Here is a 17764-nt window from a genome sequence, read left to right on the forward strand (position 1 = left end):
ATGGTGCCGGTGGCACTAGTATCTTTGACTAGAGTCCACTGTAATACAGCCCTGTAAGGCGCTGCGCGCATGTCTGAGCGCACCGCCTGCTGCGCGCTCGGCGACGGAGAAGTTTCATTTATCGAAGAACAGATTCCCGGCCCGTGAGCCCACACACCCCCAACCGGCTGCCACCGCAGGCGAGCGGTTTTGGCGCCACCATCCTTGAAGCGGTTGCCGTCCCATGATCATGTACCTGCTTATGGGGCTCACCGCCGCCATCGTCTCCTACGCGGCCACCTGGGGCGCCCGCGTCGTGGGGCACCGGCTTGAGCTGCACCTGCCCATCCGCAGCCGGGACATGCATTCCACGCCGGTGTCCAGGCTGGGCGGGGTGGCAATCTTCCTGGGCGTCATGGTGGCGCTGGTCGTTGCCAGCCAGTCCTTCTTCGTCAAGGACATTTACCGCAACAACTTTTCACCGTGGGGTGTCCTGGCAGGAGCAGCTGTCATCGTCCTGGTGGGCGTGGCGGACGACCTGCTGGACATCCGCTGGTGGGTGAAGCTGATCGGCCAGAGCGCGGCCGGACTGACCGTGGCCATCTGGGGTGTGCAGATGACCATCGTCCCCTGGGTACCTGAACCCATCTACCTCCACGACGGAACACTGCGGATAGTGCTGACGGCCGGACTGATCGTCACCACCATGAATGCCTTCAACTTCATTGACGGACTGGACGGCCTCGCCGCGGGAGTGGCCATCATCGGCGGCACGGCGTTCTTCATTACCGCCTATTGGGTCCACCGCAACGCGGTACTGCTGGACTATTCGGACCTGGCAACGCTCATTACGGCCGTACTGGTGGGCGGGTGCCTTGGGTTCCTCCCGCACAACTTCTTTCCCTCGAAGATCTTCATGGGCGACTCCGGCGCCATGCTGATCGGGCTCCTCATGGCCTCGGCCGGCGTCGTGTCCACGGGGCAGATCACCTCGGGCCTCTACGACCGCGCCAACGGTATCTCCACCATCATTCCCATCCTGCTTCCCTTCGCCGTCCTCTTCCTGCCGCTGCTGGACCTCGGGCTGGCGGTCGTCCGGCGGACGGCCCGCGGGCGTTCGCCCTGGTCGGCGGACCGCGGACACCTGCATCACAAATTGCTGGACATCGGCTATTCGCACCGTACCGCTGTGGTCCTGATGTACCTGTGGACCGCCGTGCTCTCCTTCGGTGGCCTGGCGTTCGCTGTCTTCCCCTGGCACATCGTGCTCGCCGTGGACATCTTCGCCACGCTGGTCATGGGACTAGTGACAGCGTGGCCGTACCTGTCCCGCGGCAACGGGGAAACTGCGGCGTAACGGCAGTTCTGAATTATTTCTATCTCGTGTAGAATTTAGGGGCAGCCCAAGCTGCCACTCCACCCCCTGCCTCCTGGCGATCCGCCATGTGGTGACGACGATTGGGATCTCATGACCTCCAACGCCGAGTCCGGACCTGCCTCCGGCAATGGACCCGTTGGTACGTCTGGTCCCACCCGTTCGCTCTGGCTGAACCTGCTCAAGCGCAGCTCTATTGCTGCGGCTGCCGGACTTGTGCTGTGCGCAATCCCGGCCGCCGTCCTCAACGGGGCAACCGGGGCGCTCTCCAGCGTCCTGGGCGGCCTGCTGGTGATGCTGTTCTTCGGCATCAGCCTGCTGGTGGGCCACTTCGTGGGACGAAGCAACCCATCGGGTGCAATCGGAATGTTCGTCGCCACCTACTTCATCAAAGTGGTTGGCTTTGCCGTTGTCCTGTTCGTCATCGGTGCTCCTGAATGGCTCCACGGCCGCTGGTTCATCATCGGCGCCATAGTGGCCGTCATCCTGTGGCAGGCCGCGGAGATCCATGGCTTCAGCAGGGCGCGACTCCAGATCTACAACGATCCAGAAGACAAGGGAGCATCCAATGCGTGATCGGAAAAAAGCCGCAGGCGCCGCACACGGCAAACGCGGATCAACCGACTCCACGCAGGGTCCTGCCGACGTGTCCACCGATGGCGGCTACAACGCTGGAATGGCTGTATTCAGCTACATCATTGGCGGAATCATCGTCTGGAGTTTGATAGGGTGGGGACTGGATTATCTGTGGGGAACGCGCTGGATTGTGCTCGCAGGCGCTCTGCTTGGAGCCGTCGGAGGTTTCTACCTTTCCCACATGCACGGCCTCACCAGTTCCCGAAAAATTGCTGATGGGCGCCATGCTCCCAGCGCACCGTCCCAGGACGGAAAAGATAATGCCAAATAATTTCACAGGGGGAACAGCAGGCTGTCAGGCTGCCGGACCCCGCCCAACGCCCAATGATGGACACTGCAGAGAGGAAACGCGTTGATCGCGCTTGCGCTCCCGGCCCAAGATTCAGGAGAGTTCACTCCTCCTGGTATTAACGAAATGCATTTGCCGGCAATCCTGCCGTGGGGTGCCGCAGAAGGATTCTCCAAGCAGATGCTGCTGGTCCTCCTCTCTGTCGTCTTTATCGCCGTCTTCTTCGTGCTCGCCGCACGCAAGCAGCAGCTGGTACCCGGCAAGCTCCAGTTCGCCGGCGAAGCCGCTTACGGCTTCGTCCGCAACGGCATTGCCAAGGACATCATCGGCGGCAGGGACTTCATCAAGTACGTCCCCCTGCTGTTCAGCCTGTTCTTCTTCATCCTGGTCAACAACATCTACGGCGCCATCCCGGTGTTCCAGCTCCCCACGTTCTCGCACGTGGGTGGAGCGTATGTGCTGGCCGGCCTGGTGTACGTCACCTGGATCGCCATCGGCGTCAAGAAGAATGGCCTGCGCTACTTCAAGCTTGCAACGGTCCCCTCGGGCGTGCCGTGGTACATCCTGCCGATCGTCATCCCGATCGAAATCATCTCCAACTTCGTTGTCCGGCCCGTCACGCACAGCCTCCGTCTGTTCGCGACCATGCTCGCCGGCCACCTGATCGTGATGATCGCCGGTTCCGGCATCGAGTACCTCATCATGCAGGAGAACGTGCTGCTGAAGGGAACCTCGATCCTGGTTCTCGCCGGTGCCATCGCCATGTACATGCTTGAAGCCCTGATCATGGTCCTGCAGGCCTATGTCTTTACGCTGCTGACCGCGATCTACATCGAAGGCGCACTGCACGCCGACAGCCACTAGGCACGCCGGCCGGGGCAACACGCACCGGCGGCACACCACAGTCTTCCCCTAGCGGGGATGAAGCAACCCAAACAACCTGCCACATAAGTGGCATCTTGAAAGGAAAAAAAATGGAAGGCTCCATCAACGGCTCCCTCAACCTCATCGGCTATGGCCTCTCGGCTATCGGCGGTGGTATCGGTGTGGGTCTCGTGTTCGCTGCCTACATCAACGGCGTTGCACGCCAGCCGGAAGCCCAGCGCGTCCTGCAGCCGATCGCATTCCTTGGCCTGGCCCTGACCGAAGCACTCGCCATCCTGGGCCTGGTCTTCGCCTTCGTTCTCAAGTAAACCCTTCAGAACTTAGCGAACATTCAGAACCGAGTAGATAAGGACGGGTGAAATATGCATCAGCTGATCATCTCAGCCGCCGCTGAAGGCGACGTCAACCCCCTTGTTCCCAATGGCTGGGAAATGCTGGTTGTCTTCGTGGGCTTTGCCATCCTCTTCTTCATCGTGGTCAAGTTTGTTGTCCCGATGTTCGAGAAGACCTTTGCAGAGCGTGCCGAGGCCATCGAAGGCGGTATCGCCAAGGCTGAAAAGGCCCAGGCTGAGGCGTCTGCTGCACTCGAAGAGTACAAGCAGCAGCTGACCGACGCCCGCACCGAAGCCAACCGCATCCGTGAGGAAGCCCGCGCCGAAGGTGCCCAGATCCTCGCGGATCTCAAGGAGAAGGCGGCAGCAGAGTCTGCCCGCATCACCGCACAGGCCCACGTACAGATCGAATCCGAGCGCCAGGCGGCCGTTGTGTCCCTGCGCTCTGAGGTAGGCACCCTGGCCACCACCCTTGCCGGCCGCATCGTGGGCGAGTCCCTCGACGACGACGCACGCGCAGCACGGGTAGTGGACCGTTTCCTGGCAGATCTGGAGTCCCAGAACGCAGGTGCAGCTAAGTAATGGCAGGCGTATCGAGCGAATCGCTGGCAACAGCCCTTGCCGGTTTGGAAGCGAAGCTTCCCACGGCGTCGCTGCAGCTGGCAAAGGAACTCTTCGGAATTCTGGGAATGGTGGACAGCTCGGCTGGCTTGCGCCGTGCCCTGACTGACCCCTCCCGCAGCGGTGACGAAAAGTCGGCGCTGGTGCGGCATCTGGTTGGCGGAAAAGTCTCCGCTGATGCTGCTGAGATCGCGTCCGGACTGGCCAGCTCACGCTGGGCATCGGCGCGTGACATCGGCGATGCACTCGAGACTCTTGCCGCAACGGTGGTCATTTCCGTTGCTGAAAACAAGTCGGCCGTTTCTGCCTCCGGAATCACTGGCCTGGAAGAGCTGGAAAATGATCTGTTTTCCTTCAACCAGGCTGTTGCCTCCAGCCACGAGGTACAACGTGCTCTGTCCGAACCGCAGGCATCGGGCGCAGCTAAGGCTGGCCTTGCCGAGAAGCTGGTACCCGGCGTCAGTGAGGAAGCCAAAGTCCTCATCACGCAGGCTGTCAGCGAGCCACGCGGGATCAAGCCCACCCGGCTTGTGGAACGGTTCGCCGAACTGGCGGCCAAGCGGCAGCAGCGCTGGATTGCAACGGTCAGCGTAACCCGGCCCTTGTCGCAGACGCAGCTGGCACGCCTCCAGGCGGGCCTGAATGCGCTGTACGGGCGGGAACTGAAGGTCAACATCAACGTTGACCCCTCGCTTATTGGCGGAATCCGAGTCCAGGTGGGGGACGAAGTGCTTGACGCTTCGGTTCTCTCCCGGCTGGGCGAACTGCAACGCCAGCTGGCCGGCTAGCCGGACAAGCACAACCAAACTGATAGAAAACCCGGTCACCGTTTGCGGTGATCACAAACAGGAGAGCAGGGACTGCAGATGGCCGAATTGACCATCAACGCCGACGACGTCCGTAATGCGTTGAACGAGTTCGCGGCGTCCTACGAACCCGGAAACGCAGAGCGCGTAGAGGTTGGCCGTGTAACGACCGCAGGTGACGGCATCGCCCGTGTTGAGGGCCTTCCCTCGGTCATGGCGAACGAGCTTCTTCGCTTCGAAGACGGCACGCTGGGCCTGGCCCAGAACCTTGACGTCCGCGAGATCGGTGTCATTATCCTCGGTGACTTCCAGGGCATCGAGGAAGGCCAGGAAGTGCACCGCACCGGGCAGGTTTTGTCCGTTCCGGTTGGCGACGCCTTCCTCGGCCGCGTGGTTGACCCCTTGGGCCAGCCCATGGACGACCTGGGCGAGATCAAGGCTGAGACCACCCGTGCCCTGGAACTCCAGGCGCCCGGCGTGACCCAGCGCAAGTCGGTCCACGAACCGATGCAGACCGGCCTGAAGGCCATCGACGCGATGATCCCGATCGGCCGCGGCCAGCGCCAGCTGATCATCGGCGACCGCCAGACCGGCAAGTCCGCCATTGCGATCGACACCATCATCAACCAGAAGGCCAACTGGGCTTCGGGAGATGTCACCAAGCAGGTCCGCTGCATCTACGTCGCCATTGGCCAGAAGGCGTCCACCATCGCCGCCATCCGCCAGACCCTCGAGGACAACGGCGCGCTTGAGTACACCACCATTGTGGCCTCTCCCGCGTCCGACCCCGCAGGTTTCAAGTACCTGGCACCGTACGCGGGCTCGGCCATTGGCCAGCACTGGATGTACGGCGGCAAGCACGTCCTGATCGTGTTTGATGACCTGTCCAAGCAGGCCGAGGCATACCGCGCCGTGTCGCTGCTCCTGCGCCGCCCGCCGGGACGCGAAGCCTACCCGGGCGACGTGTTCTACCTGCACTCCCGCCTGCTGGAGCGTTGTGCAAAGCTCTCCGACGAGCTCGGTGCCGGCTCCATGACGGGCCTGCCGCTGATCGAGACCAAGGCGAACGACGTGTCCGCCTACATCCCGACCAACGTCATCTCCATCACCGACGGCCAGATCTTCCTGCAGTCGGACCTCTTCAACGCCAACCAGCGCCCCGCTGTTGACGTGGGTGTCTCGGTGTCCCGCGTTGGCGGTGCCGCCCAGGTGAAGTCCATGAAGAAGGTCTCCGGTACCTTGAAGCTGGACCTTGCCCAGTACCGCGACATGCAGGCGTTCGCGATGTTCGCGTCCGACCTGGACGCAGCGTCCCGCCAGCAGCTGACCCGCGGCGCACGCCTGATGGAACTGCTCAAGCAGGGCCAGTACTCGCCGTTCCCGGTCGAGGACCAGGTTGTCTCCATCTGGGCCGGCACCAATGGCTACCTGGATGACGTTCCCGTCGAGGACATCAGCCGCTTTGAGGCCGAGTTCCTGGAGCACCTGCGCCACAAGTCCTCGATCCTGACCACGCTGGCCCAGACCAACGTGCTGGACGATGACACCGTTGCCGCTCTGAAGTCCTCGATTGTGGACTTCAAGAAGGGCTTCTTCGGCGAGGGTGACAACCACCTGGTAGGCGCCGGCCACGAGGAGCATGACGCTATCTCCGAGGGCGAAGTCGACCAGGAAAAGATCGTCAAGCAGAAGCGCTAGTTCCGCATTGCCGGGTGTGCCGGGCCCCAGGGTCCGGCACACCCGGCTACGGAATGTTAGGAAAGGATAAGTATGGGAGCCCAGATCCGGGTCTACCGCCAGAAGATCAGCTCGACCACGTCGATGCGCAAGATCTTCAAGGCGATGGAACTGATCGCTACCTCGCGCATCGGGAAGGCCCGTGCGCGCGTAGCAGCTTCACTGCCTTACGCGAACGCGATCACGCGCGCCGTTTCTGCCGTCGCCAGCCAAAGCGAAATCGACCACCCGCTGACCACTGAGCCGGAGCAGATCCGCCGTGCCGCCGTCCTGGTAATCACCTCGGACCGTGGCCTCGCAGGATCCTACTCGGCCAGCGTGCTCAAGCAGGCGGAAGGTCTCTTCGAGCTGCTCCACGACGAAGGCAAGGAAGTCAAGACCTACCTCGTGGGCCGCAAGGCCCAGGCGTACTTCGAATTCCGGAACCGCGAGTACACGCGGGTCTGGACCGGAGGAACCGACGCTCCAGAGTTCGGCACCGCCCGTGAAATCGGCGAAGCGCTGCTGGCAGATTTCGCCACTGACTTCGAAGAGGGCGGCGTGGACGAAATCCACGTTGTCTACACCCGCTTCAAGTCCATGGTTACCCAGGAGCCGACGGTCATCCGCCTGCTCCCGCTGGAAGTAGTGGAAGAACAGGCTGCTTCCGAGTCGGAGCTCCTGCCGCTGTACGAGTTCGAGCCGGAAACCGAGCGTGTCCTTGACGCCCTGCTGCCGCGCTACATCGAATCGCGGATTTTCGCAGCCATGTTGCAGGCGGCAGCTTCCGAGCTTGCGGCCCGCCAGCGGGCGATGAAGTCCGCAGGCGACAACGCAACGGACCTGATCAAGAAGTACACGCGACTGCGCAACACGGCCCGCCAGGCCGAAATCACGCAGGAGCTCTCCGAGATTGTCGCAGGTGCCGACGCTCTCGCGTCGTAGCCTCCCGACCCTCGGTTCCGCGGAACCAGCACCACCACAGATAGACTTAACCCCACGCCATCTACTGAATGAAGTGAGAGAGATGACTGCCACTGCTACCGAACACGTAGCCGCAACGTCCGGTGCAACCGGCCGTATTGCGCGCGTAATCGGCCCGGTTGTCGACGTCGAATTCCCGGCTGACGCAATCCCGTCGATCTATAACGCCCTTACCACCGAGATCACTCTCAACGGTGAGACCAAGACCATCACCTTCGAAGTTGCGCTGCACCTCGGCGACAACCTCATCCGCGCCATCTCGCTGCAGGCGACCGACGGCCTGGTCCGCGGCACCGGCGTCATTGACACCGGTGCCCCGATCTCCGTTCCCGTCGGCGACGGCGTCAAGGGCCACATCTTCAACGTGCTGGGCCAGCCCCTGGACGTTGCAGAGTCGGAACTGGAAGTCAGCGAACGCTGGCCCATCCACCGCAAGGCTCCCAGCTTCGCTTCGCTCGAAGGTTCCACCGAGATGCTGGAGACCGGCATCAAGGTCATCGACCTCCTCACCCCGTACATCAAGGGTGGAAAGATCGGCCTGTTCGGCGGCGCCGGCGTGGGGAAGACCGTTCTGATCCAGGAAATGATCACCCGTGTTGCCCGCAACTTCGGTGGTACTTCGGTGTTCGCCGGTGTTGGCGAGCGTACCCGTGAGGGCAACGACCTCTGGGTGGAAATGGAAGAGGCAGGCGTCCTCAAGGACACCGCCCTTGTTTTCGGCCAGATGGATGAGCCGCCGGGAACGCGCCTGCGCGTGGCCCTGTCCGCGCTGACCATGGCGGAGTACTTCCGCGATGTGCAGAACCAGGACGTGCTGCTCTTCATCGACAACATCTTCCGCTTCACCCAGGCAGGCTCCGAGGTTTCCACCCTGCTGGGCCGCATGCCTTCGGCCGTGGGCTACCAGCCCAACCTGGCGGACGAGATGGGCCTCCTGCAGGAGCGCATCACCTCCACCAAGGGCCACTCCATCACCTCGATGCAGGCCATCTACGTTCCCGCAGATGACTACACCGACCCGGCTCCGGCCACGACCTTCGCACACCTCGACGCGACCACGGAACTGTCCCGTGAAATCGCCTCCCGTGGTCTGTACCCGGCCGTTGACCCGCTGACGTCGACTTCCCGCATCCTGGATCCCCAGTACATCGGCAAGGACCACTACAACACGGCTGTCCGTGTGAAGCAGATCCTGCAGAAGAACAAGGAACTCCAGGACATCATCGCCATCCTCGGTGTCGATGAACTTTCCGAGGAAGACAAGATCGTCGTGTCGCGTGCACGCCGCATCCAGCAGTTCCTGTCGCAGAACACCTACACCGCCAAGCAGTTCACCGGCGTCGAGGGCTCCACGGTTTCCATCAAGGACACCGTTGAAGGCTTCGCAGCCATTTGCGACGGCGAACTCGACCACATCGCAGAGCAGGCCTTCTTCAACGTTGGCGGCCTCGATGACGTTGAGCGCCAGTGGGCCAAGATCCAGGAACAGACCAAGTAATATGGCTGAGCTTGAGGTTGAGATTGTCGCAGCGGACCACTTTGTGTGGTCCGGAGCGGCCAAGATGGTCAAGGCCCGCACCAGCGATGGTGAAATCGGAATCCTGCCCGGCCACTCGCCCCTGCTGGCGATCCTGGCCGAGGGTGAACTGGCAATCCAGCCGGTATCCGGGGACCGTATTGCGGTAGATGTGGACGGTGGATTCTTCTCCGTCGACAACAACCGTGTGGTTATCGTTGCTGACAACGCCCAGCTGGGCGGCTCGGCTACCGCTGGGATCCGCTAGCACGACCTTGATGGACGCACCGGGTATTTCGTTCATCGCACTGGCAATCGCGTTCGGATTGCTGATCTTTGCACTGTGCCTTTCGGGGGTGCGCCGCTTCAACCTGCGGCGTGCCCTCGGCACGGTGGACGCCTCCATTTGCGTAGCTGGAAACAGCTGGCAGATGGGGGTTTGTCGTTATCAGGACAACGACCTTGAATGGTTCAGGCTCATCTCCCTGAGCGTCCGCCCCAAGTACACCTTCAAACGGAGCTCCCTGGAGCTCCTGGGGCGCAGGAAACCCACCGAAGCTGAAGCCGTTAAAGTCCAGCCGGACGTGGTGATCGTCGAACTCCGGTACGAGGGGCAGGACCTGCACTTCGCCATGAAATTCGACGCCTATACGGGTCTTTCCTCCTGGCTGGAAGCGGGTCCGGTCATCGGCGTGGGGACCTGGCGCTAGCCGGCGTGGACTGGTTTTCAGACATCCGGCTCACGGACGGTCCACTGTATGGAACCGTCCTGGTATTGGGAGTTGGCGGCGCAGCCTATCTCCTGGTGCCGCCCCGGCGTGCCTCCATGACGTCCGTGCACCGGGCCCGGACCTGGGCGCTGCGTATCCTCCTTGCTGCCGCCGCCGCGTTTGCGCTGGTGTCCACGGTGCACTGGGCCCTCATCAATGTCTTCACTGTCTTCCCGGAGGACCTGCCGGATCCCGTACTGCTGTGGCTGGTGCCCGGTGTGGCGGCGGTCCTCCTGGGCCTGCTCCGCCTGCCCAGGACGGGCTGGGGCGGACGCGGTGCCGGAATCCTCGCCATGCTGCTGGTGGTACTGCTCTCAGCAATCCAGATCAACGCCTACTTTGGCCTGAACAGGACGGTAAGCGACCTTTTGGGAACGGCCCTGGCCCGAATACCGGTCCTCGAGCAGGACGTCATGCGGCACCCCGGCGAATCTGACGGTGTCCCGCTCCAGGGCTGGAAGCCTGAGGGGGAGTTGCCGGCCGGAGGCGAACTGCGGAAGTCCGCTATCCCGGGAACAGCCTCCGGGATGTCCACCCGGGATGCCTTCATCTACCTTCCCCCTGCCTATTTTGCTGCCAACAGGCCGGCGCTGCCTGTGCTGGTTCTGGTGGCCGGGCAGCCCGGCGGCCCGGCGGACTGGCTCACCGGCGGCGCAATCCGCGGCCATATGGATTCATTCGCCGCCGCACACGGCGGGGTGGCCCCGGTGGTGGTCATTCCGGACCCGAACGGGTCGCAGTCCGCAAACACCATGTGCATGGACAGCCGCATCGCCAAGGCAGACACCTACCTGTCCCAGGACGTGCCCCGCTGGATCAGTTCCACCCTGGCGGTGGACACCAACCACCGCCACTGGGCCGTGGGCGGGTTCTCCTTCGGCGGCACCTGCGCAGTGCAGATGGGAACACGGCATCCGGACATCTACGCGGACGTGCTGGCATTTTCCAGCGAGGCCGAACCCGCCATTGCCAAGGAACGGCAGAAGACCATCGACGCCGCCTTTCCTGGAAACCCCGAAGAATTCACCAAGCAGACTCCACTGGAGATCATGAAACACCAACGGTTCGAGTCCAGCGGCATGTACCTTACGGCAGGCCAAAACGATCCGGAGTTCGTGGGGAACCTCCGGACACTGGCCGCCGCGGCAGAGAACGCGGGCTTCACCGTCCAGGCGCACGAGGTGGAACACACAGGCCACTCCTGGGATACCTCGTCCAAGCGCTTTGCGGACGCACTGCAGTTCCTGGGCAGCCAATGGGGCCTGCAGTGGTGAGCACACGGAAACCGGACCGTACCGTCGTCCTGATGTGGGCCGCCGTCGGGCGCCCTGCCGTCCGGAAGGCGCTGGGCACACTGAAATCGATGCCCTTCACACTTGGTGTGCTGGTCGCCTTCCTGGCTGCTGCCGCGCTGACCGGGAGCTTCCTGGATGGGCCGCCGGAGCAACTCCTGGGACTGGCGTCCGTCAGCGGGCCCGGCCTGCGCAAGGGGCAGTGGTGGTCGCTGTTCACCAGCCTGTTCTTCGCCACCAACCCGCTGGCCTACCTCACCGCGTCGCTGATGATTGTCCTGCTGCTCGGACTCGCCGAGCGCAAGCTGGGCCGGCGCGCCGCCGTCGGACTCTTCTTTGGCGGCCAGTTTGCCGCCGTCACGGTGTTCCTCCTGGTCACCCAGCTGGCGGGGTACGTGGGGGACGGCTGGCTGGACAGGATGGTGGATGACAGCCTCATCGGGCCCTATGCGCCGGTCCTGACGGCGGGCCTTGCCGCCAGTGCGCGGATCACGCTGCTGTGGCAGCGCCGGCTCCGCACCGTGGTGCTGTCGATCTCGATCCTGCTGGTCCTCTACGTCGGTCACGCCGAGACCATCATTGGGCTCATCGGTGCCCTGCTTGGCCTCCTGGCAGGGTGGTGGATCCAGGGTGACCAGGGCCGGCTCCATCGCCACCGGTCCACCGGCCGCGAGACCAGGAACCTCCTGGCCCTCACCGTTGCCGTCTTTGCCGTGGGCCCCATCCTGACGGGAATCACGCGCGCGCCCACCGGCCCCCTTGCCCTGCTGCGGGACGTCGTGCTGAGTCCGATGCCCACGCTCAGCCAGCTCGTGTTCAACTGTGGCGCCACCGTTGATGCCTCCTGCCTGGAGACAGGCAGGGCAGGATTCGCCGGACCGTTCGGCCTGGCGCTGGCAGTGGTGCCGGTCATCCTGCTGCTGATCTGCGCGGACGGCATGCGCCGGGGCCGCCGGCTGGCGCTCAACATCGCCTTGGCCATCCAGCTGGCTGTCACGGCGCTGGCGGCGGTCTACCTGGCCCTGTTCGCCCTGGTTCCCTCGCGCCTTCAGGGCACGCATGCCACGCCGCTGTCCTCGGCCTTCGCCCACGTGCTGCCACTCGTGGTTGTCCCCCTGCTGCTGGCGGTGGTCCTGTGGCTGAACCGCCGCCAGTTCCGCGTGCAGACCCGGCCGGGTGCCCGGCGCACCCTCGGGGCCGTGGTCTGCGGAACGTGGCTTGTCCTGGCCAGTTCCTACACCGTGGCCTGGTTCTCGTCCGGCGGCCTGGCCCGCGACGGCGGCCTGCTGGGCCTTTTCGCGGAGTTGGCCCGGCAGTATGTTCCGGTGCCCATACCCCAGCATTTCCGCCGGGTCTTCCCGGAACGGGACAGCGCCGAAGCCCTCCTGTTCGCCTACTCGGGGCCAATCTTCTGGCTCGTGGCCCTGGTGGCCGTGTGGTGGGTCCTCGTGGGCCGGCACCATGGCCTGAACTTCGGCCGGCAGGACCGGGACCGCGCCCGGCAACTGCTCCACCAGGGCGGCGGCCCGCTGTCCTGGATGGCGCTGTGGGAGCCCAACACTTACTGGTTCAGCCCGGACGGCGCCGGTGCCATGGCTTTCCAGCAGCACGGGACGGTGGCACTGACCCTGGGCGGCGCCTTTGGTGAGCGCAAGGCGGAGCAGCGCGTGACGGAGGGGTTCCTGGACTACTGCCGCAGCCAGGCGCTGATCCCCGCACTGTATTCCTGCGACGACACGCTGTGGCCGGCGCTCAGGGAACGGGGCTTCTCCCGGGTGGCGGTGGCGCAGGAGACGCGGCTGGCGCTGAACCAGCTGGAGTTCAAGGGAAAGGAATGGCAGAACGTCAGGACGGCCCTGAACCGCGCCGCCAAGCTGGGGGTGCATGCGGTTTGGGGCTCCTACCATTCGCTGCCGGCCGCACTCAGGTCGCGGTTGAACGAAGTGTCCGAGGAATGGGCGGCCGGTAAATCCGTTCCCGAAATGGGCTTCACGCTTGGGGGAGTGGACGAACTCGATGACGAGGAAGTCCTCTGCTGCCTGGCCGTGGATGGCAACGGTGCGGTCCACGGCGTGACCAGTTGGCTTCCGGTGTACGACGGCGGGCGGCTGGTCAGCCGGACGCTGGACGTCATGCGCAGGGGCAGTGAGGGTTTTCCCGGGGTCATGGAGTTCCTGATCGCTTCTGCCGTCCTTGAGCTGCGCGATTCAGTGGACATGATCTCGCTGTCAGGCTCGCCCCTGGCCAGCCGTCCGGAGGACGCAGCCCAGGGCGACGCAGCAGGGGACGCCGAAAGGGAGGAAGACGCAGCCGCCACCGATGAGGGCGCGCAGAACCTCGTGAGGATCCTGGACCTGGTGGGCCACGCGCTTGAGCCCGTCTATGGCTTCCGCTCCCTGGCAGCCTTCAAATCCCGGTTCAAGCCCGAGTACCGGGCGCTGTACCTGTACTACCAGGACCCGCTGCACCTGCCCGCCATCGGGAGGGCGCTGACGCGCGCCTACCTGCCGGGGCTTTCCCTTGCCCAGGGCGCCCGCCTGGTCCGCAAATTAGTGACCTGACACCGGCCATACGCCGCTCAACGATAAAGTCATATTTGCGGCGCATATTTTCAAAAACAAATGATCCCCGGGCAATTGCGCCGGGGATCATTTGTTTTTGCTGACAGCCGCGCCAGGCGGCCCGGCGGTACTAGACCAGCGTTACGCCGGTGGCCTGGGGGCCCTTGGCACCCTGGCCGATTTCGAACTGAACGCGCTGGTTCTCGTCGAGGGTCTTGAAGCCACCGGTCTGGATCTCGGAGTAGTGAACGAAGACATCGCCATCGGAGTCGTCCGGGGTGATGAAGCCGAAGCCCTTTTCAGCGTTGAACCACTTGACGGTTCCCTGTGCCATTTATTTCTCCTCATTGTGGAACTTTTTAAGCCCGGCACACCTCGTGCCGACCTTGGTCACTCCGCGAGAAGAATCCTGGATTGCCTTGCCTGGGACAGGTCCGGCGCTGCAGGAGCTTCGCGCTCGCAACATGTCTTGCGAGCATGAAAAACACCTACACAAAGACTGAGATAAGAATTTCATGCCCGTTCCCGCAGGTCAACGGCCCGAACAGTAAAAAGGAAAAAATTTAGGTAAAAAACAGGTGACAGGGAAGGCCATCTGGAAAGGCGCCAATTAGGTGCCCGAAGCAACAAAGGGAATTCTAGAAGAGCCGGGATTCGCTGTCGTCGACCCCGCGCATGGCGTCATAGTCAAGGGTGACGCAGTCGATCCCGCGGTCGTTGGCCAGTACCTTCGCCTGCGGCTTGATCTGCTGGGCTGCAAAGATCCCGCGGACCGGTGCCAGCAGGGGATCGCGGTTGAGCAGATCCAGGTACCTGGTCAGCTGCTCCACGCCGTCGATGTCCCCGCGGCGCTTGAGTTCAATGGCCACCGTGGCACCATCGGCGTCCCGGGCCAGGATGTCCACGGGTCCGATCGCCGTGAAGTACTCGCGCCTGATCAGGGAGTAGCCCTGGCCCAGCGTTTCGATCTGGTCGGCCAGCAACCGCTGCAGGTCCGCTTCCACGCCGTCCTTGATCAGCCCCGGGTCCACGCCCAGATCGTGGGAGGACTCGCTGACCTTCTCGTGGATGTTGATGATGAGCCGGTCATCGGTCTTGGCCGACTGCACGGTCCACTGCTCCACTACGCCCAGCTCGAGGTCCACCTCGTCCGGGGACGTAACGCGCAGGGTTGCCGGCGGGCTCATCCAGTTCAGCGGCTTGTAGGAACCGCCGTCGGAGTGCACCAGCACGGAGCCGTCAGCCTTCACCAGCAGGAGCCGGGTGGCGAGGGGGAGATGGGCCTTGAGCCGGCCAACGTAATCAACGGAGCAATGGGCTATGACGAGTCGCACGCGGTACAGACTATCGCGTGGGCTGCGGCAGGCCATGGTCGACGCCGGGCGGCCGGGCGGGACGGCAGGAAGCCACGGGCGGGGGCACCACGGTAAGGCGCGGCAACCGGCTGGGGCAGAATGGAGGCATGCCGCGTTCCAACCGTCCCCGCCGTCCCGCCTCCGGCAAGGGCCCTGTTTCCGGCCGGGGCGCAGGCCGGAAGGGCAGTGCGGACGTTCCCGAACTGGACCTTGAGCGTGCCCGGGCCGGAATCGCCCGCCGGGAAAGCGCGCCCGACGGCGAGTGGATGGTCCGCACCATGACCGCCAAAAATGCCGAGAAGACCTACATCTGCCCCGAATGCTCCACCGCGGTGCTGCCAGGGATCGCCCACCTGGTGGTGTGGAAGGACGACCATCTCTTTGGAGCTGCCGCCGGCCTTGCGGAACGTCGGCACTGGCACACCAATTGCTGGATGACGCGCAGCTACCGCTACCGCTGACCCCGGCGCGGCAGAAGAACCTCCGCTGTCGCTAAGCTGGCAGGCATGACTTTTGATCCGGCGTCGTACGAATTCAGCCCGACCCAGGGCCCCGCTCCCATCCGTGCCTCCACTGTCCTGCCTGCCCGGCGCGAGAACATCGAGCTGCAGACAGAGGACGGCCACACGCTGGTGGGGGAGCTGGCGCTGCCCGAGTCGGGTCCGGTCAAGGCCACGCTGATCACGCTCCACCCGCTGCCCACGCACGGCGGCTTCATGGATTCCCACGTTTACCGGAAGGCCTCCTACCGGCTTCCGGCGCTGGCCGGCATCGCGGTGCTGCGCTTCAACACCCGGGGCACCGCCTCACCGCGCGGCACCAGCAGCGGCGCCTTCGAGGAGGGAGTGGGCGAGCGCTACGACGTGGAGGCAGCTGTCCGCTTCGCCGTGGAACGGGGCCTGCCCAACCGGTGGCTGGTGGGCTGGTCGTTCGGGACCGAGCTGGCGCTGATGTACGGCGCCGTGGAACCGGTGGCCGGACAGATTGAGGGCGCGGTGCTGCTCTCGCCCCCGCTGCACCGCGCCACGGACAAGCACCTGCAGATGTGGGCGGAATCAGGCAAGCCCCTCACCGTCCTGGTGCCGGAACATGACGACTTCCTGCAGCCGGCCGAGGCCGCCGAACGCTTCAGCCTGGTGCCGCAGGCCCGCGTGGTGGGCGTGGCCGGGGCCAAGCACCTGTGGGTGGGGGAGAAGTACGCGGCCCGGGTGCTGAACGACATTGTGGCCCAGGTCAGTCATGACCCCGACCCTGCGGAGCTGCCGCAGGAGTGGGACGGTCCGGCGGCGACTGCCGGAGCCTAGGCTTCCCGCAGTGCTAGTGCTGGTCCTGCCGGACGATGTAGATCTCCCGGACCAGCAGCAGCACGGCGGCGGCCGTGGGGATGGCGATCAAGGCCCCCAGGACACCCAGCAGGCTGCCGCCGGCGATGACGGAAATCACCGCCACGGCGCCCGGCACTGCAACGGCCTTCTGCATGATGCGCGGTGAAATGAAGTACGCCTCGAACTGCAGGTATGCGAAGTAGCAGATAGCGTAGATGGCCGCCGCCTGCCAGCCCTCGGTTAGGGACACCAGGGTGACCACGATGCCCGCGATCATCCCGCCCACCAGGGGGATGAAGGCCAGCAGGACCACCACGAATGCCAGGAGCAGGGCGAACGGAATGCCCACGATGGACATCACCACGAACGCGAAGGTGGCGTTGAGCAGGGCCACGCATGCCTGGCCGATCACGTAGTTTCCCACCGACCGCGTGATCTCCTCCGAGAGGGCGGCCACCCGCTTCCGCCGGGAGCGCGGGGCCAGGCGGTAGCCCCACTTCTTCATGGCGGGCAGCGCTGCCAGGAAGTACAGGCTCAGGACCAGGACGATCAGGGCGCCGAAGAGGCTGTTGGCCACGGTGGACCCGAAGCCCAGCACACCGCCGAAAATGCCGCCCATCGCGGCGGGGTCGTTGACGAACTTGTTCAGTTCCTCGGTGATCCGGTCGCGCACGCCGAACTGGTCGTCAACGCTGCGGAAGAAATCCGAATCCATGAAGTTGCGCACCCAGTCCGGCGCCTGCCGCACGATTTCGGAGACCTGTTCAACGATGGTGGGAATGAGGGTGGCAAAGAATCCGACCACAGCGCCCATCAGGACTGCCACGGAGACCAGGATGCCGGCAGGCCGGGGGATTTTCCGGTTTTCGAGCCAGCCCACCACCGGTTCCAGGCCCAGGGCGATGAACAGCGCGGCCACGATCCACAGCAGCAGCTGCGTGGTGTGGGAACCGATCCAGTAGACCAGCAGCGCCAGTCCCACGCCCACGGTGCCCATGAAGCCCATGTACAACGGGTGCTGGGGGGACATGCGCGGTCCGGGGTGGCCGAACTGCGGCTCCTCGTCGCCGTCGTGGTCCGCTTCCGGGGCCTGTCCGGTGTATTCCGGTGGCATCTCGAACCGAAGCCTGGGCTGGGCGCCGGGCAATGGCTGGCGAAGCCGGCGGACCACATGGCCAAGGGCCGCAGCGGCTGAACCCCCGCGGCGTGCTGCCATGCCGAGCGGAGGAACGGCGGCAGGAACCGGGCCCCTGGGATCCCCTGGATTTCCGGCTGCAGCCGAGGACGGGTCCGTCTTGTCAGTCAATGGTTTTGGGGGCCTG

The 17764-nt window shown here is 64.2% G+C and carries 19 protein-coding genes; 16 read left to right on the top strand and 3 right to left on the bottom strand.

Annotated elements, in window-relative coordinates; translation table 11 throughout:
• Window positions 1-223 precede the first annotated feature (223 nt).
• The 14 genes from PUN51_RS13165 to PUN51_RS13230 all read left to right on the top strand — a co-directional run bounded on the left by PUN51_RS13165 (window position 224) and on the right by PUN51_RS13230 (window position 13762).
• Window positions 224-1336, top strand: a complete 1113-nt coding sequence (locus PUN51_RS13165; RefSeq protein ID WP_159631643.1) for an MraY family glycosyltransferase — start codon at window positions 224-226, stop codon at window positions 1334-1336.
• A 111-nt stretch (window positions 1337-1447) separates the two neighbouring features.
• Window positions 1448-1930: a hypothetical protein gene (locus PUN51_RS13170; protein WP_159631644.1), complete on the top strand. Its 483-nt coding sequence runs from the start codon at window positions 1448-1450 to the stop codon at window positions 1928-1930.
• The gene (locus tag PUN51_RS13175; protein ID WP_275181266.1) at window positions 1923-2261 is read left to right on the top strand and encodes an AtpZ/AtpI family protein; all 339 of its coding nucleotides are present in this window, start codon (window positions 1923-1925) and stop codon (window positions 2259-2261) included. The genes PUN51_RS13170 and PUN51_RS13175 overlap by 8 nt, the downstream gene beginning before the upstream one ends.
• Window positions 2262-2342: 81 nt before the next feature.
• Window positions 2343-3143, top strand: a complete 801-nt coding sequence (atpB, locus tag PUN51_RS13180; RefSeq protein WP_159631646.1) for a F0F1 ATP synthase subunit A — start codon at window positions 2343-2345, stop codon at window positions 3141-3143.
• A 110-nt stretch (window positions 3144-3253) separates the two neighbouring features.
• The gene (atpE, locus tag PUN51_RS13185) at window positions 3254-3472 is read left to right on the top strand and encodes an ATP synthase F0 subunit C (RefSeq protein ID WP_003804776.1); all 219 of its coding nucleotides are present in this window, start codon (window positions 3254-3256) and stop codon (window positions 3470-3472) included.
• A gap of 54 nt (window positions 3473-3526) precedes the next feature.
• Window positions 3527-4078 (top strand): F0F1 ATP synthase subunit B, encoded by a 552-nt coding sequence (locus PUN51_RS13190; protein ID WP_159631647.1) that lies wholly within the window; start codon window positions 3527-3529, stop codon window positions 4076-4078.
• Window positions 4078-4905 (top strand): F0F1 ATP synthase subunit delta, encoded by an 828-nt coding sequence (locus tag PUN51_RS13195; RefSeq protein ID WP_275181267.1) that lies wholly within the window; start codon window positions 4078-4080, stop codon window positions 4903-4905. The genes PUN51_RS13190 and PUN51_RS13195 overlap by 1 nt, the downstream gene beginning before the upstream one ends.
• Window positions 4906-4983: 78 nt before the next feature.
• Window positions 4984-6621 carry a F0F1 ATP synthase subunit alpha gene (gene atpA / locus PUN51_RS13200; RefSeq protein WP_141160059.1) on the top strand — a complete coding sequence of 546 codons (1638 nt, stop codon included), beginning with the start codon at window positions 4984-4986 and terminating at the stop codon, window positions 6619-6621.
• A gap of 72 nt (window positions 6622-6693) precedes the next feature.
• On the top strand, window positions 6694-7584 hold the full coding sequence (locus PUN51_RS13205; protein WP_159631649.1) for a F0F1 ATP synthase subunit gamma: 891 nt from the start codon (window positions 6694-6696) through the stop codon (window positions 7582-7584).
• Window positions 7585-7666: 82 nt separating this feature from the next.
• The gene (gene atpD / locus PUN51_RS13210; RefSeq protein ID WP_159631650.1) at window positions 7667-9121 is read left to right on the top strand and encodes a F0F1 ATP synthase subunit beta; all 1455 of its coding nucleotides are present in this window, start codon (window positions 7667-7669) and stop codon (window positions 9119-9121) included.
• A gap of 1 nt (window position 9122) precedes the next feature.
• A complete protein-coding gene (locus PUN51_RS13215; RefSeq protein ID WP_018760117.1) occupies window positions 9123-9407 on the top strand; it encodes a F0F1 ATP synthase subunit epsilon in 285 nt (94 codons plus the stop codon).
• Between the two features lie 10 nt (window positions 9408-9417).
• Entirely contained in the window at window positions 9418-9849 is a 432-nt protein-coding gene (locus PUN51_RS13220) for a DUF2550 domain-containing protein (protein WP_159631651.1), read from the top strand.
• A 5-nt stretch (window positions 9850-9854) separates the two neighbouring features.
• Window positions 9855-11183, top strand: coding sequence for an alpha/beta hydrolase (locus PUN51_RS13225; RefSeq protein ID WP_275181268.1), 1329 nt, complete (start codon window positions 9855-9857; stop codon window positions 11181-11183).
• Window positions 11165-13762: a bifunctional lysylphosphatidylglycerol flippase/synthetase MprF gene (locus PUN51_RS13230; RefSeq protein WP_374114946.1), complete on the top strand. Its 2598-nt coding sequence runs from the start codon at window positions 11165-11167 to the stop codon at window positions 13760-13762. Before PUN51_RS13225 ends, PUN51_RS13230 begins: the two co-directional genes overlap by 19 nt.
• Before the next feature lie 130 nt (window positions 13763-13892).
• Here PUN51_RS13230 and PUN51_RS13235 read toward each other — a convergent pair whose 3' ends face one another.
• Window positions 13893-14096 (bottom strand): cold-shock protein, encoded by a 204-nt coding sequence (locus tag PUN51_RS13235; RefSeq protein WP_011692441.1) that lies wholly within the window; start codon window positions 14094-14096, stop codon window positions 13893-13895.
• Window positions 14097-14400: 304 nt separating this feature from the next.
• Window positions 14401-15096 (bottom strand): endonuclease NucS, encoded by a 696-nt coding sequence (gene nucS / locus PUN51_RS13240; RefSeq protein ID WP_275181269.1) that lies wholly within the window; start codon window positions 15094-15096, stop codon window positions 14401-14403.
• A 128-nt stretch (window positions 15097-15224) separates the two neighbouring features.
• Here nucS and PUN51_RS13245 point away from each other — a divergent pair, with 128 nt between their 5' ends.
• Both PUN51_RS13245 and PUN51_RS13250 read left to right on the top strand, forming a co-directional pair.
• Window positions 15225-15578 (top strand): ATP/GTP-binding protein, encoded by a 354-nt coding sequence (locus PUN51_RS13245; RefSeq protein ID WP_159631654.1) that lies wholly within the window; start codon window positions 15225-15227, stop codon window positions 15576-15578.
• A 45-nt stretch (window positions 15579-15623) separates the two neighbouring features.
• Window positions 15624-16421 (top strand): alpha/beta hydrolase, encoded by a 798-nt coding sequence (locus PUN51_RS13250; RefSeq protein WP_275181270.1) that lies wholly within the window; start codon window positions 15624-15626, stop codon window positions 16419-16421.
• Window positions 16422-16434: 13 nt separating this feature from the next.
• Here PUN51_RS13250 and PUN51_RS13255 read toward each other — a convergent pair whose 3' ends face one another.
• Window positions 16435-17748, bottom strand: a complete 1314-nt coding sequence (locus PUN51_RS13255) for an AI-2E family transporter (protein WP_159631656.1) — start codon at window positions 17746-17748, stop codon at window positions 16435-16437.
• Between the last annotated feature and the right edge of the window lie 16 nt (window positions 17749-17764).

This window comes from Arthrobacter sp. NQ4 (assembly GCF_029077345.1).
Lineage (GTDB): Bacteria > Actinomycetota > Actinomycetes > Actinomycetales > Micrococcaceae > Arthrobacter.